The sequence below is a fragment of the Bombiscardovia coagulans genome, from assembly GCF_002259585.1.
GTDB classification, from domain to species: Bacteria; Actinomycetota; Actinomycetes; order Actinomycetales; family Bifidobacteriaceae; genus Bombiscardovia; species Bombiscardovia coagulans.
Genome location: NZ_MWWS01000003.1, coordinates 105,376 through 126,205, shown reverse-complemented (window position 1 = coordinate 126,205; position 20,830 = coordinate 105,376). Strand labels below are relative to the sequence as shown.

18 protein-coding genes are annotated in these 20,830 nt (G+C 49.3%); 8 read left to right on the top strand and 10 right to left on the bottom strand.

Going from position 1 to position 20,830, the window contains the following annotated elements; genetic code table 11:
- The first annotated feature begins 24 nt into the window (after window positions 1–24).
- The 3 genes from rpmB to rsmD all read left to right on the top strand — a co-directional run bounded on the left by rpmB (window position 25) and on the right by rsmD (window position 3,552).
- A complete protein-coding gene (rpmB, locus tag BOCO_RS01440; RefSeq protein ID WP_094722331.1) occupies window positions 25–219 on the top strand; it encodes a 50S ribosomal protein L28 in 195 nt (64 codons plus the stop codon).
- Between the two features lie 117 nt (window positions 220–336).
- Window positions 337–2,823 carry an ATP-dependent DNA helicase RecG gene (locus tag BOCO_RS01435; RefSeq protein WP_094722330.1) on the top strand — a complete coding sequence of 829 codons (2,487 nt, stop codon included), beginning with the start codon at window positions 337–339 and terminating at the stop codon, window positions 2,821–2,823.
- A 114-nt stretch (window positions 2,824–2,937) separates the two neighbouring features.
- Window positions 2,938–3,552: a 16S rRNA (guanine(966)-N(2))-methyltransferase RsmD gene (gene rsmD / locus BOCO_RS01430; RefSeq protein ID WP_094722329.1), complete on the top strand. Its 615-nt coding sequence runs from the start codon at window positions 2,938–2,940 to the stop codon at window positions 3,550–3,552.
- Window positions 3,553–3,628: 76 nt separating this feature from the next.
- Here the strand turns inward: rsmD and trmD are convergent, their stop codons facing one another.
- Window positions 3,629–4,492, bottom strand: coding sequence for a tRNA (guanosine(37)-N1)-methyltransferase TrmD (gene trmD / locus BOCO_RS01425; protein WP_094722328.1), 864 nt, complete (start codon window positions 4,490–4,492; stop codon window positions 3,629–3,631).
- Window positions 4,493–4,692: 200 nt separating this feature from the next.
- On the opposite strand from trmD, the gene BOCO_RS01420 reads away from it, so the two are divergent.
- The 4 genes from BOCO_RS01420 (at window position 4,693) to BOCO_RS01405 (ending at window position 9,266) form a co-directional block, all read left to right on the top strand.
- Window positions 4,693–5,946, top strand: a complete 1,254-nt coding sequence (locus BOCO_RS01420) for a hypothetical protein (RefSeq protein ID WP_094722327.1) — start codon at window positions 4,693–4,695, stop codon at window positions 5,944–5,946.
- Window positions 5,947–6,204: 258 nt separating this feature from the next.
- Window positions 6,205–6,984 (top strand): (Fe-S)-binding protein, encoded by a 780-nt coding sequence (locus BOCO_RS01415; RefSeq protein WP_094722326.1) that lies wholly within the window; start codon window positions 6,205–6,207, stop codon window positions 6,982–6,984.
- On the top strand, window positions 6,981–8,525 hold the full coding sequence (locus tag BOCO_RS01410) for a LutB/LldF family L-lactate oxidation iron-sulfur protein (RefSeq protein WP_211278670.1): 1,545 nt from the start codon (window positions 6,981–6,983) through the stop codon (window positions 8,523–8,525). The genes BOCO_RS01415 and BOCO_RS01410 overlap by 4 nt, the downstream gene beginning before the upstream one ends.
- Before the next feature lie 3 nt (window positions 8,526–8,528).
- Window positions 8,529–9,266, top strand: coding sequence for a LutC/YkgG family protein (locus tag BOCO_RS01405; RefSeq protein WP_094722325.1), 738 nt, complete (start codon window positions 8,529–8,531; stop codon window positions 9,264–9,266).
- Window positions 9,267–9,375: 109 nt separating this feature from the next.
- On the opposite strand, the gene rimM is transcribed toward BOCO_RS01405, so the two are convergent.
- The 6 genes from rimM to cysS form a co-directional block, all read right to left on the bottom strand.
- A complete protein-coding gene (gene rimM, locus BOCO_RS01400) occupies window positions 9,376–9,990 on the bottom strand; it encodes a ribosome maturation factor RimM (RefSeq protein WP_094722324.1) in 615 nt (204 codons plus the stop codon).
- The gene (locus tag BOCO_RS01395; protein WP_094722323.1) at window positions 9,987–10,220 is read right to left on the bottom strand and encodes an RNA-binding protein; all 234 of its coding nucleotides are present in this window, start codon (window positions 10,218–10,220) and stop codon (window positions 9,987–9,989) included. Before BOCO_RS01395 ends, rimM begins: the two co-directional genes overlap by 4 nt.
- A gap of 33 nt (window positions 10,221–10,253) precedes the next feature.
- Window positions 10,254–10,715, bottom strand: coding sequence for a 30S ribosomal protein S16 (gene rpsP / locus BOCO_RS01390; RefSeq protein WP_094722322.1), 462 nt, complete (start codon window positions 10,713–10,715; stop codon window positions 10,254–10,256).
- A gap of 164 nt (window positions 10,716–10,879) precedes the next feature.
- Window positions 10,880–11,923 carry an endonuclease/exonuclease/phosphatase family protein gene (locus tag BOCO_RS01385; RefSeq protein WP_094722321.1) on the bottom strand — a complete coding sequence of 348 codons (1,044 nt, stop codon included), beginning with the start codon at window positions 11,921–11,923 and terminating at the stop codon, window positions 10,880–10,882.
- A 52-nt stretch (window positions 11,924–11,975) separates the two neighbouring features.
- Entirely contained in the window at window positions 11,976–13,577 is a 1,602-nt protein-coding gene (gene ffh / locus BOCO_RS01380; RefSeq protein WP_094722320.1) for a signal recognition particle protein, read from the bottom strand.
- A 163-nt stretch (window positions 13,578–13,740) separates the two neighbouring features.
- Window positions 13,741–15,336 (bottom strand): cysteine--tRNA ligase, encoded by a 1,596-nt coding sequence (cysS, locus tag BOCO_RS01375; RefSeq protein ID WP_211278672.1) that lies wholly within the window; start codon window positions 15,334–15,336, stop codon window positions 13,741–13,743.
- 340 nt (window positions 15,337–15,676) lie between these two features.
- Here cysS and BOCO_RS01370 point away from each other — a divergent pair, with 340 nt between their 5' ends.
- Entirely contained in the window at window positions 15,677–16,405 is a 729-nt protein-coding gene (locus BOCO_RS01370; RefSeq protein WP_094722318.1) for a type 1 glutamine amidotransferase, read from the top strand.
- Between the two features lie 4 nt (window positions 16,406–16,409).
- Here BOCO_RS01370 and BOCO_RS01365 read toward each other — a convergent pair whose 3' ends face one another.
- The 3 genes from BOCO_RS01365 to BOCO_RS01355 are packed head-to-tail and all read right to left on the bottom strand — an operon-like array spanning window position 16,410 to window position 20,806.
- Complete coding sequence (locus BOCO_RS01365; protein WP_094722317.1) at window positions 16,410–18,266, bottom strand: ABC-F family ATP-binding cassette domain-containing protein; 1,857 nt, start codon at window positions 18,264–18,266, stop codon at window positions 16,410–16,412.
- 42 nt (window positions 18,267–18,308) lie between these two features.
- Complete coding sequence (ilvN, locus tag BOCO_RS01360; protein ID WP_094722369.1) at window positions 18,309–18,872, bottom strand: acetolactate synthase small subunit; 564 nt, start codon at window positions 18,870–18,872, stop codon at window positions 18,309–18,311.
- 47 nt (window positions 18,873–18,919) lie between these two features.
- Window positions 18,920–20,806: an acetolactate synthase large subunit gene (locus BOCO_RS01355; protein WP_094722316.1), complete on the bottom strand. Its 1,887-nt coding sequence runs from the start codon at window positions 20,804–20,806 to the stop codon at window positions 18,920–18,922.
- Between the last annotated feature and the right edge of the window lie 24 nt (window positions 20,807–20,830).

Here is a 20,830-nt window from a genome sequence, read left to right as displayed (position 1 = left end):
AGAACGACGTCAAAGGGAGTCATCATGGCAGCTCGTTGCGCAGTGTGCGGCAAAGGCCCGCGCTCTGGTTACAGTGTTTCTCATTCACATATCCGCAATAAGCGCGTCTTCCGCCCCAACCTGCAGTCGGTGCACACCACTATTGACGGCGAGAATGTACATGTTCGCGTCTGTGTCAAGTGCCTGAAGGCTGGCAAGGTGCAGCGCGTAGCAGCCTGAAATACGGGCGATATATGGTAAAGGCCTCTAGGGCAGTGCTCTAGAGGCCTTTGTGTATCTTTCTGTCTCAAAGCTTCCTAGCCTTCCGATATAGTCGGAAGCAAGAGGAGGACGTGTATGTCAACTGGAGAAGGACTGTCTTTACAGAGTACAGTGTCATCTCTGATGACGAATAAGCGCCGGGTTAGTGCCTTAAAATCACTAGGCATTATCACTATTGCTGATGCCCTGACGTATTATCCTTTCAGGGTTACTGATCCGCTTCCGGTCCGCACAATATCCCAAATTACGCTAGGTTCTCCAGTTGCTTGTGTTGCTCGTGTAGAGCAGATGCGAGTTGTTTCAATGGGCGTACGCCGAGGATTTCGGCTGGAGGTATCTGTAGAAGATAGTGACTTTGATACTACGGGCGGTATGGTAGCTCGATCAGCTAAGCTTGTTTTCTTTTCGCATCGTAAATCCTATATAGACTGGATGAACCTGCGGTTGCAGGTTGGAACAACCGTTGTGATTGGCGGAGAGCCAAGCACGTTTAACGATCAACTACAGTTCACTCACCCTGAGGTACTGGTGGTAGCACCTCAGGTGAGCGATGATCAACAGCATACTGTTCTGTCGACATCTATCCGTCCAGATGCAGAGAGCGTGGCACAGGCTTTATCTAAAGTTTCTCGCCCGCGACCTGTCTACCATGCCAACTCTCGTATTTCTTCGGATCATATCCACGACACCATCGTCTCTATCATGCGCATGCTTGCGCTGGCTGTGGAGGGGCACAATCTCGAAGCGTCAACGCAAACGATTGGGGAAAGCACAGATGCAGACCAAGAGCCAAGCCAGGTTATTGACAGTGAAGCTTTTGCGGCAGCTGTTCCAGATATTGTGCCTGAAAAGCTGCGGGTTAGCAGGGGGCTACTTCATCGGTCTCAGGCTTTGTTGGACATGCATACTCCCAACCGAGTTGAGGATTTTCGTGCTGCGGTGAATACTCTGCGCTTTGAAGAAGCGCTTGTTGCTCAGACAGCACTTTTGCGGAGCAAGTACCAAGCAAGAGATGTTACAACATACACCTGTCCAGAACCAAAAGCCAGTAGTTTGTCCGCACGCTTTATTGACTCCTTGCCTTTTCAGCTTACGCAAGGGCAACAGGTAGTCATCCAACAGATATACCAAGATATGGCTCGGCAGTATCCTATGCAGCGGCTGTTACAGGGCGAAGTTGGTTCTGGTAAAACTGTAGTGGCTCTGGCTGCTATGCTCCAGGCTGTCGACGCAGGATATCAGGCGGTATTAGTGGCGCCCACTCAGGTGCTCGCTGAGCAACATGTCGAGTCAATTGGTCGCATGATACAAGGTTTACGTTTGCAGACCTCAACCGACAAGCCATCTCCCGTACCTTTAGTGTTACTTACCGGTGGAATGAGGTTGGCGGAGCGTCGTCGGGTGCTTTCTCTTATAGCCTCAGGACAACCTTGTATAGTTGTTGCAACTCATGCCGCATTTTCTAAGACCTTCCAAGCTCCCCACTTAGCGTTGGTGGTTATTGATGAACAGCATCGTTTTGGTGTTGAGCAGAGAGAAACGTTACGACGCAAGTCAGAAAAGTCGCCTCACCTGTTAGTGATGACTGCTACTCCAATCCCACGAACGGCAGCAATGACGTGGTTTGGTGATTTAGATATTTCAGAGTTGACTGAATTGCCAGGCGGGCGTAAGCCGATACAGACATTCATTGTTCCAGAAGTAGATTCGACTACTATGGGCAACATGTTCTGGCTTATCCACCAGCGGGTGCAGGCGGGTGAACGAGCATATATCGTCTGCCCCAGAATTAGTGACGGGGAAGATGATGCTGGGCAGGCCAGTAGCAATACTCAGCGGCTAGCTACAAAGGCTGCCAGTAACGCTTTGCAAGTCCCTGCCGATGATTTCATTGCCATGGACCCGTATGCGCCCCAATATGTTGAGGATAAAGACAGTCAATCGCAAGTGCCTTTGCACTCTGTGAAGGAAATGAGCCGCCGCCTGTCTAGTTTGCCCCAGTTCCAAGATATTGCGATAGCTACGCTTACTGGTCAGGATGATGATGAGACGAAAACACAGGTCATGGCCGACTTCTCATCAGGAAAAACTCCGGTGCTGGTAGCTACTACGGTGATTGAAGTTGGTGTGGATGTGCCGCAGGCCTCAGTTGTTGTAGTTTTTGATGCTGATCGTTTCGGGCTGTCCCAGCTTCATCAGTTGCGGGGGCGAGTGGGTCGTGGTGGTACGCATAGTTGGGCATTTATGGTTTCTCGGGCAGATCCTGATTCATTAGCAGCCAGCCGGTTAGAAGTTATTCGCAAGTCTACGGACGGTGCTGAAATTGCTCAGGCTGATATCGAATTACGTGGGGCCGGTGATGTACTTGGTGATGCACAGTCTGGAGGTCGTTCTTCCCTCAAACTTCTGCGAGTAGTGACGGACGCTAAACTGATCACTGACGCTCGGCAGGATGCCCAGACCCTGTTGACTTCTGATCCGGAGTTAGGGGATGAGGTCCAGCTTGCTGGTGCAGTTCTTGACTTCGTTCGGGGTAACGAAACTTTCCTTACGTCAACCTGAGATTTTCATAAGCGGTCAAACAGCTGGGCGGTATAAAACACCATCTACAGGTTGGCTGGACGCAAGTTTACAATAGGGCAAGTTCATATACGCTCTTATCAAGGCAGGCCCAATATGCGTGTTATCGCCGGCAGATTCAAAGGTTTGCTTATACCATCAGCGCTACAGGGAACAAGGCCTACCACCGATCGAACCAAAGAAGCTATTTTTTCGCATTTGGATGCTTGGTCTGTGTTAGAGAATGCCAGGGTTCTTGACTTATTCGCTGGGACAGGGGCGCTTGGCTTTGAAGCGCTTTCACGAGGCGCTACTAGCTTGGTATCAGTAGAATCTTCCCGCAAGGCAGCTGCCCTCCTCTCTCGCACCTTGAAGGAGCTTAAAGCTGCACCCTCCTGGACTGCTACTGACTACGCCCAGGTGGTATCCCTTCCTGTCGATCGTTACCTGGAATCTATGAAGGAGCCACGAGCTGTTTCACCAGAAGGGACAGCTCATGCAAGTGCTCAAACCTTTGACGTGATCTTTATGGATCCGCCATACGATGTGGACTCACAAGAGTGTGATACTATTCTCGAAAAATTGATCAGTTCAGGTCTGGTAACCACGGAATCAATCGTCATACTTGAACGTTCTACACGCTCCCAACCACCTCAGTCACCTCAAGGATGGGGTGTCAGCCAGGCAAAGACCTATGGGGAAACAGTCATCTACTACATCGAATGTGAGTGACTGTTTACCTGGTTCTATTGGCATGACTTCCTTACAAACGTTGCTACTGGGCAAGAAATAGCTTATGGGTGGAAACCTATAAGTGGGAACGCCCTTGCGTGCCATGCCGGGGATGAGATCCATCGACATTCCAACCTAAGTCACGGAGTTTGTTTTTATCCTTAATATCGAGACGGTTACAGTCAAGGTGCTCAATGAGATCGGGGCGGATTCTTGAGGTGAGTTCTAGGGATTCATCGCGCCGGAAACGATCGACTTTACCGTGGTCTCCAGAGGTTAGGATGGATGGTACTTCTATGCCGCGCCAAGAACTGGGGCGAGTATATTGGCGATATTCCAAGAGAGATTCGTCTCCCGTATAGGATTCTTCTATGATGGAATTGGGATTGCCCATAAAACCTGGGATTAAGCGGGTGATGGCTTCTACCATAACGGCCACGGCTGCTTCACCGCCGTTCAGTATGTAATCACCAATGGAGTACTCGCGAGTTTGAATACCTTGCCTTCGATAGTACGTAGGAATGCGGGCATCATAGCCTTCATAGCGGCCGCAGCCAAAAATGAGGTGTTCGGCCTGGCTGAGCTCACTGGCGGCAGACTGAGTAAAGAGGGGTGCTGAAGGGTTAGGGAAAATGAGTACGGGCTGCCTGTCTGTGAATCCTGTTGCGTCCGCAGGCGAAGTCCCTTGGGCTTGGGTAGGTGCAGACGTAGATAGTCCAAGGAGATCGTCCAAGCACTCAGCCCATACCTCAGCTTTCATTACCATTCCGGCCCCACCTCCGACCGGTGTGTCATCAACTGAGTGATGTACATCGTGAGTCCAGTCGCGTAGATTATGCGCTTGTACTTGAAGTATCCCCTTATCTTGAGCCTTACCTAGGAGGCTCAGTTGAGCAACCTCGAAGAATTCAGGAAACACAGATACTATGTCAATCTTCATGCAGTCAACTGTATCTAGTAGCCCAGTCAGGCAGAGCGCTCGCTTGTCCTATCATGCCATATATAGCCGTTCCAGCGCTCATAGGATTGACTTCCTGGTTTGATAAAAGCCTATGTGGCTACTAGGCTAGATAGTAAGTATTAGCAGTTACGAGGATGTAGGTTTGAGGCAGTAGTGGATTCACATTGAGGAGTGGATGTATGAGTCTTACATACCTAAGCAAGCACAAGTATGGAAAAGGATTAGCGGCAACTTGTGCATGTGTAGCATTGATTTTTCTTGGTCTTTCACCTAAGTCTGCTCAAGCTCATGTATTGCCAGTAGACCAGCAGCTTTCCGGTATCAATATTCTTACAGATGGTAAGGCTATTGATGGATTTACGTATATGAAAACGAACTACCAGTTAGTAGCTAAACCTAAGGCTATCCAAGTCACTAACGTGCCGAATGGTTGGCTAGTAGAGAATGCAACAGCTTCAGGTAATCCGCAGGGGGGAAGTGCTCCGAATATCAGCGCTTCCGTGGATTTTCATTTGAATACACAGTTCAGCTCTGATGATCTTACCGAGCTCAAGACAATAGTCGGGCAAGATTTTAAGCCTGCTGTACCTGCTCATCAGAACGACGGTACGAGTCCTTTTGTCCTTCAGGAATTTACCTTGGATAAGCACACCTATCCGAACCTACAACTCAGCCATGAGCAGTTGTCCAAGCTTAGTTTTGACAGGCAGGAACTGAGAGCTAGTATTCAAAGCTTACACCAGGCAGGGTTTGGTTTGGGTGTGCATTGGTATGACATAGCTGGTAATGAGATAGATGGGATTGTACATGCTGATCAAGTTCATTATGTGGATATATCCATCATCAAGGGTTCAGGCAAGGATATACGTTCATTAGACTATGTGTTCACCATGGAGAAAGACAATTCTGTTCTAGTGGCAGCGCAAATGCCTCAAGCTAGTGTAGGTGGTAGTGATACGTGGACACTCAATCCCGCTGCTATTGGCGGTAACTATACCCTCATCAGACTGAGGCCAGATCTTACCGTTCACCTGGATGCAGCGCGCAGAACGATACCCTCATCTTTTTGGGCTGTTCCTGTAACGTATACTCTGGCATACGCTCCCAATAAGATAGCAACTGTACCTCAGCCGGTTCCTACCAACCCAGTTCCACCAAAACTCATACAACAGCAACAAACCGACCCCAAGCCCGCTGCTCCTGGACTCGTAGATAGGAAGCAGGGTTCGAGTGATGCGGCTCAGCACCTAGCAGATGTTCCAACTAAAACTACTGAACTAGGGCAAACACAGTCAGGGCATGGTCAGTCAACGCTTGCTTCAACCGGTTCTCCGATAATTGCTGTTGTTGTCATATCGGTAGTTCTTGCCATCTCAGCTGCTTATGTTTTGATGGCTCGGAAGAAGAAAACTGCTCATCTGCCCCTTCAGTAAGGGGCACAAGGTACTAAATGTAGTTTAGATGTATCCGCAAGAGCTAGTATGCATACACCAGAATATGGAGATTTTCCTATTTTGGCCTCTATGAGTCGATTGTGGTGAGATGATATAAGTATCTGTTTTTTGGTTGTCTTTTGCAGTCGTGCTTGTGGGGTGGCGGGCACCTAGTACTTATCTTGGAGTCGTAGGATAGGTTGTTTTTGACTGTGGTGACCAAAAATAGAACATCTGACAAAGAAGTGAGGGGTGAACATGAAAGTAGTTATCTTTTCTACTTGCGTGGTTGATATGATGTTCCCTAATGTTGGCAAAGCCATGGTTGAGGTACTAGAACGCTTCGGCTGTGAAACCTTTATGCCTATGCAACAAATTTGTTGTGGACAGCCTACCTATAATAGCGGGTATGTTAAGTCCACTAAGCATGTGATGCACAATGAAGTAGATGCTCTGCTGAGTGTCGATGCAGACTATGTTGTTGGTCCTGCTGGCTCTTGTGTCAACATGCTCAAGGAGCTGCCCGCACACCTTAAGGGAGAACCGGCTTACCAGGCTAAGGCCCAGGCTATTGCTGATAAGACCTATGAGTTTTCGCAGTTTGTATACCGTGTACTCGGTATTGAAAATGCTGGTGCTGAGCTGGATGCAGTGGCAACCTATCATCGTTCATGCCACATGACCCGGCTCTTGGGTGAAAGCACAAGCCCGTTTGCCCTTCTAGATCACGTCAAGGGCTTAACTATGGTTCCCTTGCCGCACATTGAAAATTGTTGTGGTTTTGGTGGCATGTTTTCCATGAAGGAACCAGAAATCTCCCGGCAGATGGTTGATGAAAAAGTTAATGATGTGATTTCGACCAATGCATCGGTTCTTATTTCTTGCGACCCGGCTTGCCTAATGAACATAGGTGGTCGTTGCAACCGGCGAGGTGAAAGCATTACGATTATGCATCTTGCTGAGGTACTCAACCACGATGTTGATATCAGTCGAGTTACCTATGTGGATGCACAGGAAAGCAAGGGGGTCTTGATATGAAGACTGGGAGCATGATTCGTAGCAGTGACCATGATTTTCTTACTCGTGTTAAGGAATCCGAGGAAGACACTTTCGCGCAGAAAGCTGTAGCAAAAGCCCAGGATGCCCAGTGGATTAAACGTGAGGGTGCCCGCCGAGAGTTGGGCAATTGGGAAGACTGGCGCAAACTTGGTGAACAAATCCGTCAGCACACTGTACGATATTTGCCTGATTACTTGGAAGAATTTTCCGATAATGTTGAAAGCAATGGCGGACATGTGTTCTTCGCTCAGACTGACATAGAAGCTCGTGATTTTATAACAAACTTAGCCAGAGAAAAGCAAGTCAAACATGTGGTCAAGTCCAAGTCTATGGTCACCACTGAGATCGGGATAGATGAGGCTCTCTTAGAAATTCCTGGTATGGAGTTACTGGAGACAGATTTAGCTGAGTTTATTCTTCAGCAGGATGATTGGGACCAACCTACTCATTTAGTATTTCCGGCCCTCCATAAGAACCGCGATCAGGTACGAGAAGTCTTTATGGAGAAGCTGGGTTATGAGGGTGACAATGACCCCCAGCACTTAGCCCGTTTTGCCCGTAAGGTAATGCGCAAGCGCTTCCTTGAGAATGAGATGTCCATTACTGGCTGCAATTTTGCCGTAGCTGATAACGGTATGATCAACTTAGACACCAATGAGGGCAATGCTGACTTGTGTATGGCCATTCCTAAAATTCAAGTGGTGTGCATGGGGATGGAACGTATCGTACCTGGTATGCGTGAGGCTGAGACGATTGATAATATGCTGGCCCGTTCAGCAGTTGGTCAAAAGATTACCACGTATTGCACTTTTACCTCTAGGCAGGTTGATGGAGAGTCGGATGGTCCTGAAGAGTTTTATGTGGTCATTATTGATAACGGCCGTTCTAACGCCCTGGGTACTGACTTCGAGCCGATCCTGCAATGTATCCGTTGTGCTTCGTGCTTAAACGTCTGCCCAGTTTACCGGCATATTGGTGGTCATGGCTATGGTTCTATCTATCCAGGTCCTGTAGGTTCAATCTTATCTCCAGTCTTGCAAGGCAACTATGATGACTTTGCCGAGTTGCCCTATGCGTGCAGCTTGTGTACGGCTTGCACATCTACCTGCCCCGTTAAAATTCCTTTGCACAAGCTGTTGCTCAAACATCGTGAGATTGAGATGGACGACATTCATCAAAGTAAGCTCATAGATGATGTAGTGATGCGCGTCGTCGGTTTGGGAACAGGCCATTCTTCTCTCTTCCGAACTGCTCTGGGACTAGACCACTTAGCTATGGCTCCTCTTGCTAGAAAAGGGCCTGAAGCTGCTAAGAACCTCTACTCCGACGACAAGCACGTGGAATGGATGCCCTTTGTGTTTGGCGGTTGGACAAAAGTTCGTGATTTGCCTGATCCACCGGCTCACTCTAAAAATTTCCGTAGCTGGTTCAAAACTCACAAACCAGCTGATGTGGATCCTAAGATAGCCAAGCATACGGCTCAACGAGAACAGGAAATACAAGCTGAGAGGAAGGCTTGAGCAATGACAGATCGCGAAGTATTTCTCAATAACATCGCTGAGAAGGCCCGTCGTCCCCGTCACCAGCTCAAGGATAACCCGTTAGTTCCTGTCAATGACTTACCTGAGACAACCCTCTCAGGAAAGACCCAGGATGAGCTATTAGAAATTGCTAAGGCAAACAGTACGGCAGTCAACGTGAACTTACAGGTTACGACGAAAGTGGACCTGCCGGCCGTCCTAGATGATTTTATTCGCGACAAGATCACTAATAACGAGGATGACCCTTACCAAGCCAACGATCACAACCATCTTTTACTGCCCACTTCGGAGTTGTATGCTGATTTTGGTTTAGAGTCTTGGAGAGATGGTCTCACGGATCCAGCACCAACCTTTTGGAAACCTGGAGCAGGTCGTACAACCAACATCACTACCGCAGAACATGCAGGTGCTGCTATAGCTTTTGCAGATTATCTCTTGGCTGAGTCTTGTAGTATTACTACTGCTACGACGCCAGGGCAGGGGAGGGCTTTTCATTTCTTGCCGGTGCACTATTTGGCAATCGTCCGTAAATCCAGAATTTTACCTCGCTCCAGGCAGGCTATGGATCGCTATGACAAGGCTATAAAGGCAGGTGAACTCAAGACTTCCAACATCAACATTATCACCGGACCATCCAACACTGGTGATATTGAAATGGTGCTAGTAGTCGGTGTTCATGGTCCTTTGGATATGACGTATCTGGTTGTCAGTGATATGTAGCAGGCGAGTCAACGGTAGCTTTGTCGCAATCGTTGACTCGCAGTATAGTACAGGTGCAGCCAGGTAATACCTGCCTTAGTTTTTTGCAAGTTCGGATGAAAGTGTATGCCTATTCAGGCAAGCTTAAGAGACCTTTTGGTGGATCAATGAGTATGTATCCTTCTTCAGGATTGACCTCGGGTACCAACTCTTCTACAAACGGCACTAGTCCAGTAGTTACATCAGTGCCATCATCACTATCTCCGTGCTTGCTAGAGGTTAACTGAACCTCTAAGAGTTGTTGGGCAGGGGAGTCAATCACAGCGCTGACTCTTCCGACTTGCTCGTTTGCTGGTCTTCCCAAGGTATTACCGGCAGCCATGCGGACATCGAGACCGACCAGATCCTCTAAATACCAAGCATCATCATCTGTATTATCTGCAAGTAGTTCGGCTTGAACATATAATTCTATGCCAGTAAGGGATTCAGCAGCAGTTCGGTTGTCAACACCTGTGAAGTGCACAATCCAGCGGCTCTTAAAACGGCGAGAACTTTCAACGGTAAAGCTTTGATGCTCTTCGGGTTGGGTTAAGACAGAGCCGGGGGAGAAGCGACGTTCTGGTTCGTCCGTATAGGCGAATACATTGACTTCGCCTTTCAGACCTTGCGCACGACCTATACGGCAGACCCTCAACAGTCTAGACTGTTGAGGGTCTGCCGTATAGCGGTCAGTATCCGCGTTCACTGGCGCACATCCATGATGTCGATGCGAATCTTGTGATCGCAGATAGCCTGAGCAACGGTTCGAATAGCATTAGCTGTTCTTCCGCTACGACCGATAACTCGGCCGATGTCTTCAGGGTTGACTTGCACGCGTAAGAGTTCGCCGCGTGCATTCTCGTGGGAACGAACTGAAACATCATCAGGAAAATCGACGATGTCTTTAATTAAATGTTCGACTGCCTGCGCGAGCATAACTGTCTACCCCTCTAATTGTCTTTTGGTGATTTATTCAGCAGCTGCTTCGGTTTCGGCGGCTGCTTCTGCGGTCTCAGTCTCGCTGGACTTGGAGGCTTCAGCTGTTGCCTTTGCCTTGGCCTCTGCTTCAGACTTCTTGGCCTTAAGCTTCTGGGCTTCAGCTTCTGCCTGCTCAATACGGGCCTGTATGTCTTTCTCTGCTTGAGGAACCTTATATGTTCCTTCCTTACCGGGCAGGTCCTTGAATTTTTGCCAGTCACCGGTAATCTTGAGCAGGTTAAAGACAGGTTCACTTGGCTGTGCACCTACACCAAGCCAGTACTGGGCACGCTCGGAATCGATGTTGATGGTTGAAGGCTGGGTATTTGGATTGTATGTACCAATCTCCTCAATAACCTTACCGTCACGCTTTTTACGGGAGTCTACTACGACTACACGGTAGAAGGCGTAGAATTTCTTGCCCATTCTCTTCAGACGAATCTTGGTTGCCAAAATGGCTCTCCTTGTTACTAGAATTGTGGTATTCGACTTCTATGTGGGGCATACAAATCAAGCACCACGTGTTCCTCGTCCTCACGGTATGAGAGGGCCCGCTCGCACGAATAACAGCAAAATTATATCTCAAAGCAAAGATAAACGCATACGTGGGCAGAAGTTCAATGGCTGGTCTTATGTTCCTGCTCGCACTCACTTATATGTGCGAGTAAACCTAAGTGGTCAGTTCCTGCAACATGTAGTGTCTCGAGTGATTGCAGCATGAGGCCTGGTGAATGGAGGATATGGTCGATTTCGATTAGTGGTGGTAGCGCAGGCCAGTTGGCTGGAAACGTGGGGTGAATACCCTGATGTAATGACACAGCGCCGTCTAAGAGTCGGCCATCTTTGAGCATACGGCGGAAGGAAGGATGGTAAAGAGAAGAGTTGAGATCTCCTAAAATGACGCATTCGAAAGAGCTAGTAGATGCCTTGTGCTGTTGAGTTTCTTCACCAGCGTTTACTGTCTGTAATGGGTCTGCCGAGGTAATCAGGTTTAATGCAGACAAAGCCAATATGCTGTTACCCCAATTCATTGCACCACGTTGAGGGGATTTTGGATGAGCTGACGCTATCCGAAGAGTGGTGTTGTTCAGAGGGAGTGTCATCGTGGGAACGGCTGAAGCAGGTATAGTAACCGAGGATGATTGCTGTTCAAGTGGTTGTATCTTGCTGAAAAGAGCATTACAACCACCATTATCGTCTTTGGTTGTTGGACCTACTGAACGATAGGGGAGCTGAGATTGAATACCAGTAGTGTCGAGTTCTTTGAGGAACTCTTGGGTCACTTCCTGTAAAGCAAGAACTTCTACTTGTTTACTCTCGACAAGGTTACGTATGGTTGCAACGCTAGCTTTGCCATACCGGCAGTTCAACGTCATCATGCATATGTGCTGACGACTGCCAGAGTCGTTGGGCTGGCTCCGCGGAGGTAAGCCTGCCAGGAACGGTAGTAAACCGTTAGGCAGCTTTACCAAGAAGGGTAGTTCCCACAGAGCTTCTAAGGTGAGTAGGAGCGTGCCAACAATAGTCTGTGCCCAAGCAGCTTCAACCAGTGACCAAACAATGATAATGAGCAGTGGTGCTGACAGTAGGGGAATAAGTGCAATCAGCTCTGGCAACGGTCGGTGCCAGTCCCAGCCAGGGGGCAGAAAACGCAAAGCCATCCATAAGCTGCACAGTAGGAGCAAAACCCACAGTATGGTGCTCACAGTGGAATCAAGCTCCGAATAAGCCTGATAAACCGCCACCTAGGTTTGGTGGGATTTCTGGCATTTGTGCCGTTTGTGGTTTAGCAAAGGATGATCCTGCACTGGGCTTATCTGCACCAGAGAGACGCTGGCGCAATGCTTGTTCTTCCTGTTCGCGCTTCATTGGGTTGCCAGAGCGAGATTTACCTTTTTTCTTATTTCCTTTCCTGCCTTTTTTGTTCGTTTTGCTCCCACCAAACCCAGGCATTCCTGGTATCTGACGAACCCCATTTGTCATGCGTTTCATCATTTTGGAAGCCTGCTCGAAGCGTTGAAGGAGGCTGTTAACTGCGGATACTGTTGTGCCTGAGCCATAGGCGATTCGAGCCCGACGGGAGCCATCTATAATTTTTGGATCCCTGCGTTCTTCGGGTGTCATTGAACGGATAATGGCTTGAGTTCGGTCGATTTCTGTCTCATCAAACTGCTCTAGCTCCTTACGGTGCTGAGCCATGCCGGGAATCATACCAAGGATGGACTTGAGTGACCCGAGTTTTTGGATTTGCTGAAGCTGGTCCATGAAGTCGTCAAGCCCGTATGAGCCCTCGGCCATTTTGGCAGCAGCCTTGCGAGATTCCTCTTCGTCGAACTCTTTTTGGGCTTGCTCTATCAGCGTTAAGATGTCACCCATATCAAGGATACGGGAAGCCATACGATCGGGGTGGAAGACTTCAAAGTCCTTCAGCCCCTCGCCATTGGAAGCAAACAGGATTGGTTTGCCAGTTACAGACGCAACTGACAAGGCAGCACCGCCACGGGCGTCACCATCCAACTTAGAAAGTACGACTCCAGTGAAATCTACACCCTGATCGAATGCTTGAGCAGTGGTCACTGCATCCTGACCGATCATGGCATCTATAACGAAGAGGATTTCGTTCGGATGGACGGCGTCGCGGATATCTCGAGCCTGCTGCATGAGCTCCTGATCCACGCCGAGGCGACCAGCTGTATCAATAATGACTGTGTCATAGAGCTTGCCCTTGGCTTCTTCTATGGCATCACGGGCTACTTTGACTGGGTCACCACTTGCTTGCCCTGGAGACACCACATCGGAACTATCGGTTTGAATACCTGGCTCTGGAGCGAAGACTGGTACACCGGCACGTTCGCCCACGACCTGTAACTGTGTTACCGCATTTGGTCGTTGAAGATCAGCTGCTACCAGAACAGGAGTGTGACCTGCATCTTTTAACCAGTAGCCAAGCTTACCGGCTAGAGTGGTTTTTCCAGCACCCTGCAAGCCAGCCAACATAATGACAGTTGGTGGGGTCTTTGCGAAGTTTAAGGGTCGGTCGACACCAGCGCCCAGAATCTGCGTCAGCTCATCATTGACTATGGAAACCACCTGTTGGGCAGGGTTCAGGGCTTGGGAAACTTCGGATCCTAAGGCTCGTTCGCGAACCTTCCCAGTGAAGGAACGTACAACATCTAAGGAAACATCCGCGTCAAGCAGGGCGCGGCGAATCTCACGAATAGTGCCGTCAATATCGGCTTCGCTGAGCTTGCCCTTGGAACGTAAGTGCGTAAACGCGTTCGACAGTCTGTCCGTTAGTGAAGAAAATGCAGCCATAATGTCTCAATTCTAACTTGCAGCCGGGAGAAATGTACGTCAAATAGATAGTATTCCTGGTGTAGGTACCTAGCAGGTATCTATTTGAGGAAGTTCCTACTTAACCTAGATCGAGGGCAAGCCTCTGGATGACTTGTTATCTCTCATCATCTTGTGCATGTTGTCAGTCCTCAAGATGCCAGCTGGAACCAGAGGGAGTGTCTTCAATTGTGATGCCAGCTTGCGTGAGACGGTCACGGATGGCATCTGCCTGAGCGAAGTCCTTAGCGTGGCGGGCTGTAGTTCGATCGGTTAACTCTTGAAGAACCAACCTATCTAAGGCCTTGTGGGCTGCATCTGCCTGCTGTCCTTGGCCTGGCTGAATCCAATGAGGATCAAGTGGGTCTAGACCGAAGATGTCGAGCATAGCACGCACTTGGAGAAGGTCGTTGCGGAGTTGGTCTAACTCTGCATCAGATGGGTTTTCATTCATGCGAGTGTTAGCTCTACGTATGGTAGCGAATAGAACCGCCAGAGCCTCCGATACCCTGATATCGTCGTTCATTGCGTTCACGAAGTCAGTAGGTAGCTGGTCTGTTGGTACAGTGGTAACTTGCTCGCGGGTAGGTTGCCAACTGAGCATTTTGCCGGCTCTCTCTACAAAACCAATAATGCGCTCGTAAGCGGCCTGTGCCTCGGAGAGCATTTGATCACCCCACTCCAGCATGGAGCGGTAGTGAACTGAAACCAAGGCATAGCGGACCACCCAAGCGGGATAGGCAGCAAGAACAGTTGAAACGGATAGCCCATTGCCAAGGGATTTGGACATTTTCTCGCCTTTTTGAGTCACCCAAGCGGTATGCATCCAACGATGAGCGAAGCCCCAGCCAGCAGCGTGGGATTGAGCCATTTCGTTCTCGTGGTGGGGGAAGCGCAAGTCAAGGCCTCCTCCGTGTATGTCAAAATCTTCACCTAGGTAACGGTGGCTCATGGCTGAACATTCAAGATGCCAACCTGGGCGACCACTGCCGAAGGGAGTATCCCAGCGGGCAGTCATAGGATCAGTTGGCTTTGAGGCCTTCCAGAGGGCAAAGTCTCGTGGCCCATGCTTGCTGGCGAGTGTGTCGGCATCATCAACAGGACTGTACTTGTTTGCCGTGGTGGTATCGATGCTGGGGCCCATTGAGTCAGCAAGAGCCGCTTGTTCGTCAGCAGCTTTTGTGCCTGTCTCTTGGTGGGTAAGAGCACCGTACTGTGGCCAAGATTCTACATCAAAGTACACGTTTCCTGAAGGAACTCCTTCTGGGGTGGGTACCACATAAGCGTGCCCCCGTTCTAGTAACCTATTGACCAGGTCGATCATCTGCGGAATATGGCCAGTTGCACGTGGCTCATATGTTGGGGGTAATGCCCCTAAAGCGTCGTATGCAGCTGTGAATTCACGCTCGTAGATGGATGCTCGTTCCCACCATTGCTGGCCCGCTGCTGCCGCCTTATCTAAAATCTTGTCATCGATGTCGGTCACGTTACGTATAAGCGTTACCCTGTAGCCAAGCTTAAGCATCCATCGGCGAATTACGTCAAAGGCAAGGGTTGTGCGTATGTGTCCTACATGGGGTGAGGCCTGTACAGTTGCTCCGCAGATGTACAGGCTGACCTTGCCTGGTTCAATGGGCTCAAAGGTGGTCACAGTCTTGCTGGCTGTGTCATACAGTCTCAGGTCTGTCGCATTTTGGCTCAGAGAATCGTTGGAATTAAGCGGATTAGGGCTCGTGTTCATACCAATGATGCTACCGTCTTTACCTGACATAATGAGTTGGCTGCTCATCAGGGTACCCGAGGTATTTGAACGCTATTGGAGGGCACTCCATTATTGTATTGATCATAGTGAAGCCGTAAAAGCATGAACCAATTGCGATAAGACCTAGCTTGGGGGAGTCCTGCCACAGCCCAGTGCCCAAATCCCACTCTTGTTTCGTGGCCAATGGTGTAAGCTTTTACTTTTTTTATGCTCTTGTCGGGGTCGGGAGCTCTAGAAACTGGAATGAATTGGTTCATGTGCAATGCGTATCCGTGACTGGTCGCTTCGATAAGACCGTACTGTGTGACACCATAGGGGTATGCCGAATCGAAAGGTCCTCATTGTGCAGCACGCCGCCTGGGAACGGGCTGGCCGTATAGAAGATAATTTGGAAGATGTAGGTTTAGAGCGGGTGACAATGAATGTTGCTACGATCAAGAAACCTCAGTTACCACCGCTAGAAGAACTCGCTGGCATAGTGCTCCTTGGTGGGCCTATGCAAGCTAATGATTATGAGCACTTTCCTGGTCTCAAAGCTGAGGCTAAGTTGGCTAAAGCAGCTCACAGTGCTGGAATACCGGTTTTAGGTGTCTGCTTGGGGCACCAAATTTTAGCTCAAGCCCTGGGTGGTCAGTTAACACTAGGTAAAACCCTCCAGAGGGGAGTTGACCAAGTGAAGTGGGTAGCTACTGACGATGCCGTCTCTTCATGGGCTGATAAAAAGACTACGGTTCTACAGTGGCACTCTGATTCCGTTACGTTACCGCCTGATGCCAAATTGTTAGCTAAGTCCCCTCTCACTAAAGTAGAGGCCTTCCGTCAAGGTTCAGCTTTGGGCGTGCAATTCCATCTTGAAGTGACGATGCCGATCTTTGAACAATGGTTAGAACAGCCAGAAGTTACAGAAGGCTTGAAAAAAAGCCAAATAGCTCAGCTGGTCAGTGATTTTCAAGAGGCTGATCCTCTTATTCAGCCTATGGCTGACTCGCTTTTTTCTGCGTTTGCTGCTCGCTGCTCTACTTGTGCTGCGCAACCTGTTAGGGAATGAACGGTTAATCTTCTAACTGTTCACCTATCGACAGCCACTCTTCTTCTAGGGAGTCGATTTGCGCTCGTATGGTCTTAACCTGTTCGTTGAGTGCGCTCAGGCCAGCATAATCACTGGGATCGTGTTCTGCCATATTGGTTTGTAGATCGTGTATCTCTTGGTTAAGTTTGGTAAGTTTACGTTCAATGGCACGGGATTTTTTATTGAGTTCATGCTGATTTTGACGGGCAGACTTACCAGAAGCACTCTTACCTGCCTCTTGCGAGGTAATGCTGAGGGCTGAGTCTTGCCCGGGTGTGTCCGACCCACTTGAACTGAGTGTGTTCAAGCTCAGGTGTTGTTCAACCATGGCAAGGTAGTCATCCACACCGCCGGGCAGGTGGGTGACCTTTCCACCTATTAGTGCAAACTGTTGATCGGTTACACGTTCTAGTAGGTAGCGGTCGTGAGAGACAACGATCAAGGTGCCAGGCCATGAGTCTAATAAGTCTTCCATGACAGCCAACATGTCTGTATCTAAATCATTGCCTGGCTCGTCCATAATGAGTACGTTTGGCTCGTCAAGGAGGATGAGAAGGAGCTGCATACGACGTTTCTGTCCGCCAGAAAGGTCTTGGATACGGGTCATCAACTGAGCGGAGGAGAACCCTAGTCGCTCCATGAGCTGGGTAGGTGTTACTTCCTTACCCTCCAGCTCATAATTAGACTTATAGCGGCTGAGAATCTCTTGAATCTTGTATGCGCCTAAAGTTTCCAACTCATCCAAGCGCTGGGTAAGCACAGCGAATTTAACGGTCTTGCCTATATTGACTCGACCAGCAGTAGGCTGGACACTGCCGTCGATGAGTCCTAACAAGGTAGACTTACCTGCGCCGTTAGCGCCTACGACACCGAAACGGTCACCTGGTCCGATCAGCCAAGTTACGTCGTCAATAACTGTACGGGTCTGGTTTGGTTTGTTGGCAATAGGATATGACTTGGTGACATCTTTGAGATCCACTACTTGTTTACCCAAACGGGAGGTGGCCATACGCTTGAGTTCTAAGGTATTGCGCATAGGCGGAACATCTGCAATCAACTCAGTCGCTGCTTTGACATGGAACTTTTGTTTCGTTGATCGTGCTCTTGCTCCGCGGGTGAGCCAGGCAAGTTCTTTGCGTGCCAAGTTTTGTCGCTTATTCTCTGCGACCTCCGCTTGACGGTCTCGCTCTACTCGTTGAAGCATGTATGCCGAATAGCCACCTTCAAAGGGGTCTATAGTGCCGTCGTGGACTTCCCACATGCTTGAACAGACTTCATCAAGGAACCAGCGATCATGAGTTACCAGCAGGAGGGCGCCTGAACCTTTTGGCCAGCGGTTTCGCAAGTGCTCAGCCAGCCAGTGAATAGTGACAATGTCTAAGTGATTAGTAGGTTCATCTAAGGCTAAAATATCCCAGTCTTTGAGGAGAAGACGGGCCAGGTCTGCTCGCCGACGCTGGCCACCCGAAAGGGAACCCACAGGGCTGTCTAAGTCCATACCGGCTAAGAGAGTTTCTACAATTTCACGGGACTGGGCATCAGAAGCCCACTCATAGTCCTCACGGTTCCCAAGCGCAGCCTTGCGTAAACTATCATCATCATTCAAGGGATCTCTCTGGTCCAGTACTCCTAGTGTGAGTCCACCCCTTCTTGTTACCCGTCCAGAGTCAGGTTCGATTTGTTTGGACAGTAGACGCAAAAGAGTTGACTTACCGTCACCATTGCGGCCAACTATCCCGATTCGATCACCCTCGCAAATGCCTTGGGTTACATCGTCGAAGATATCTTTAGTGGCAAATGAAAGGGAAACATGTTCCAAACCGAGATCATAGATAGGCACGATTCTCTAATTTAGCGCGAGGCTTGGAGCGTTGGGAACCATTTACCGGTTTAAGCGCTCACCGATTTGGATTTCAGGAACCTTTTCACTGAGTGCCTTGGGGCCTCGGGTCAGCGCCACCGCTCCTGAACGAACTAGTTCTACCATGCCAAAAGGTGTCAGCAGTCCCATAAGAGCGTCCAGCTTACCCTGTGCACCTGTTGCTTCAATGGTAAGTGACTCTGGGTGTACATCGACAACCCTTACTCGGAAGAGTTTCACGATTTCTAAGACATCTGAGCGGTTGCGTTCGTTAGCTTTTACCTTAATGAGAACAAGCTCTCTCTCCACAGCCTGCTCTGGGTTAAGCTCTACAATTTTTAAAACATGGAGGAGCTTATTAAGCTGCTTAATGATTTGTTCGAGAGGCTCAGGCTCGGCGTCAGTAGTGACTGTGATACGAGAGATGTCTGCCCGCTCTGTGGAAGAAACAGAGAGTGAATCAATGTTGAACGACCGTCTAGCGAACAAGCCTGTGACGCGGGCCAGCACACCTGGGCGGTTCTCCACTAAGACAGAAAGTATATGTTGCCGAGCTTCGGAGTGTGTAGCTGAATTGTTAACCATCATGTGCCTTCTATGTGCTAGCTGCCTGCTTTGGGAGTTAAATGTGCTTACTCTGGCGACTGTTCGCGAGAATCCTGCGTAAGTAGTGGTGTGACGCCAGGTTTGTAGATAATTTCGCTGTTTGAAGCCCCAGGCGGCACCATAGGCCAAACTTGTGCATCTGACCATACACGTAAATCAATGACTACTGGTTGATCGTTAGTATTAAGTGCCTGTGTAAAGGCTGCTACAGCTTCTGTTTTGGAATTTGCACGTAATCCTAAGCAGTCGTATGCTTCAGCCAGCTTAACGAAGTCGGGGACCGGTGGCATAGCATTGATAGTAGCTTGACCTTGATGTGTTACCGTCCCGTCATGCAAGTCGGTATACGAGTAATGGGCAGAGTAAAAGAGATGTTGCCATTGTCGTATCATGCCGTATGAGGAGTTATTGAAGATAACAATCTTGAGCGGAAGCCCTTCTTGGCGGGCTACAGCTAGTTCAGAGCTAGATACCTGGAAACCACCGTCTCCTTCAATAAGCCAGACCTGTCGATCATTCTTGGTCCCCACAGCTGCACCGATTGCAGCAGGTAGCCCATAGCCCATAGTCCCTAAGCCACATGAGGATATCCATGAAAGTGGATGCTCAAAATCAATAAACTGGCTGGCCCACATCTGGTGCTGGCCCACGCCTGTAACCCAAACTGCGTTCTTTGGAACTAGCTGATTTAATTCCTGTAATGCCCATTGAGGCTCTATCTGTCCAGTCGGAGAACTTTCATAAGTGCGAGGGTAAGCTGTTTGCCAGGAGTGAATGCGTTGCCACCAAGCCGTCAAATCTGGCTTGTTAGTTCTGGCAAAAGTTTGTTGGGTAACTTCGCATAAATCATCGAGAACCTGAGCGACATCACCTACGATAGGGACATCGACTGCCCTGTTTTTACCAATTTCAGCTGGGTCAATATCAATATGGACCACTTTGGCATTGGGGGCGAATTGACGTAACTTACCTGTGACCCTGTCATCAAAGCGGGCCCCAATAGCGACGAGTAAGTCACACTCTTGAATAGCGCCATTTGCAGATATTGAACCATGCATACCAGGCATACCCAGTGAGTGAGGGTTGCTATCTGGAATTACGCCTCTTGCTGCCAGAGTAGTTACTACCGGTGCATCCGTGAGTTCAGAGAGCCTTATAACCTGGCTGCTGGCCTGTGCTCGAGCTGCTCCACCTCCCACATACAAAAGGGGGCGCTTCGATAGTGACAGCAGTTTTGCGGCATCGTGCAAGACATGGCCGTGGGCTTTAGTGGTTGGTTTGTACCCAGGAAGAATGGGTTTTTGCGGCCAAGAGTATGCGACTTGTTGTGTCTGAGCGGTCTTTGTTAAGTCAATGAGTACTGGACCAGGTCTGCCGGTTTGCGCTATGTAATAGGCCTCAGTCATAACTCGAGGTATATCTCGGGCGTCAGTGACCAAGTACGAATGTTTGACAATTGGATAAGTGATGCCCATGATATCTGCTTCTTGGAAGGCATCAGTTCCGATGGATTCAACGGATACTTGGCCAGTGATCACCACTAAAGGTACTGAGTCCATTGCAGCTTCTGCGATAGGAGTAACCATGTTGGTTGCTCCTGGCCCAGAGGTGACCATGCAGACGCCTACTCTGCCAGTAGCGAGAGCGTAGCCTTGCGCTGCTTGTCCTGCTGCCTGCTCTTGGCGGGTGAGCACAAAGCGGAACTTAGTCTCATCTGTTATGGCGTCGAAGACTGGTAGTATTTGGCCTCCGGGTATACCAAACACAACATCAATGCCTAGATCTTCCAAGCAACGAATGAGAGCTTGGGCTCCCGTCATGCTCTCGCCTTGGGGGTCTGTCTGCCCTATTGATGGTGTCGCAGGCTCTTTAGGAATTGAGCTGAATGCTTGTAGAGGTGTAGGCGCTGCCATAGTACTTCTCCTGTTAGAGGGATT

What these genes read in the sequence shown, in the direction of transcription:
- BOCO_RS01370 (WP_094722318.1), top strand. Translation starts at nt 15,677, where the DNA reads ATGCCGAATCGAAAGGTCCTCATTGTGCAGCACGCCGCCTGGGAACGG.
- BOCO_RS01410 (WP_211278670.1), top strand. Translation starts at nt 6,981, where the DNA reads ATGAAGACTGGGAGCATGATTCGTAGCAGTGACCATGATTTTCTTACT.
- rpmB (WP_094722331.1), top strand. Translation starts at nt 25, where the DNA reads ATGGCAGCTCGTTGCGCAGTGTGCGGCAAAGGCCCGCGCTCTGGTTAC.
- BOCO_RS01420 (WP_094722327.1), top strand. Translation starts at nt 4,693, where the DNA reads ATGAGTCTTACATACCTAAGCAAGCACAAGTATGGAAAAGGATTAGCG.
- BOCO_RS01415 (WP_094722326.1), top strand. Translation starts at nt 6,205, where the DNA reads ATGAAAGTAGTTATCTTTTCTACTTGCGTGGTTGATATGATGTTCCCT.
- cysS (WP_211278672.1), bottom strand. Translation starts at nt 15,336, where the DNA reads ATGAACACGAGCCCTAATCCGCTTAATTCCAACGATTCTCTGAGCCAA.
- ffh (WP_094722320.1), bottom strand. Translation starts at nt 13,577, where the DNA reads ATGGCTGCATTTTCTTCACTAACGGACAGACTGTCGAACGCGTTTACG.
- BOCO_RS01405 (WP_094722325.1), top strand. Translation starts at nt 8,529, where the DNA reads ATGACAGATCGCGAAGTATTTCTCAATAACATCGCTGAGAAGGCCCGT.
- rsmD (WP_094722329.1), top strand. Translation starts at nt 2,938, where the DNA reads ATGCGTGTTATCGCCGGCAGATTCAAAGGTTTGCTTATACCATCAGCG.
- BOCO_RS01385 (WP_094722321.1), bottom strand. Translation starts at nt 11,923, where the DNA reads ATGGCTTTGCGTTTTCTGCCCCCTGGCTGGGACTGGCACCGACCGTTG.
- BOCO_RS01395 (WP_094722323.1), bottom strand. Translation starts at nt 10,220, where the DNA reads ATGCTCGCGCAGGCAGTCGAACATTTAATTAAAGACATCGTCGATTTT.
- trmD (WP_094722328.1), bottom strand. Translation starts at nt 4,492, where the DNA reads ATGAAGATTGACATAGTATCTGTGTTTCCTGAATTCTTCGAGGTTGCT.
- BOCO_RS01355 (WP_094722316.1), bottom strand. Translation starts at nt 20,806, where the DNA reads ATGGCAGCGCCTACACCTCTACAAGCATTCAGCTCAATTCCTAAAGAG.
- ilvN (WP_094722369.1), bottom strand. Translation starts at nt 18,872, where the DNA reads ATGGTTAACAATTCAGCTACACACTCCGAAGCTCGGCAACATATACTT.
- BOCO_RS01435 (WP_094722330.1), top strand. Translation starts at nt 337, where the DNA reads ATGTCAACTGGAGAAGGACTGTCTTTACAGAGTACAGTGTCATCTCTG.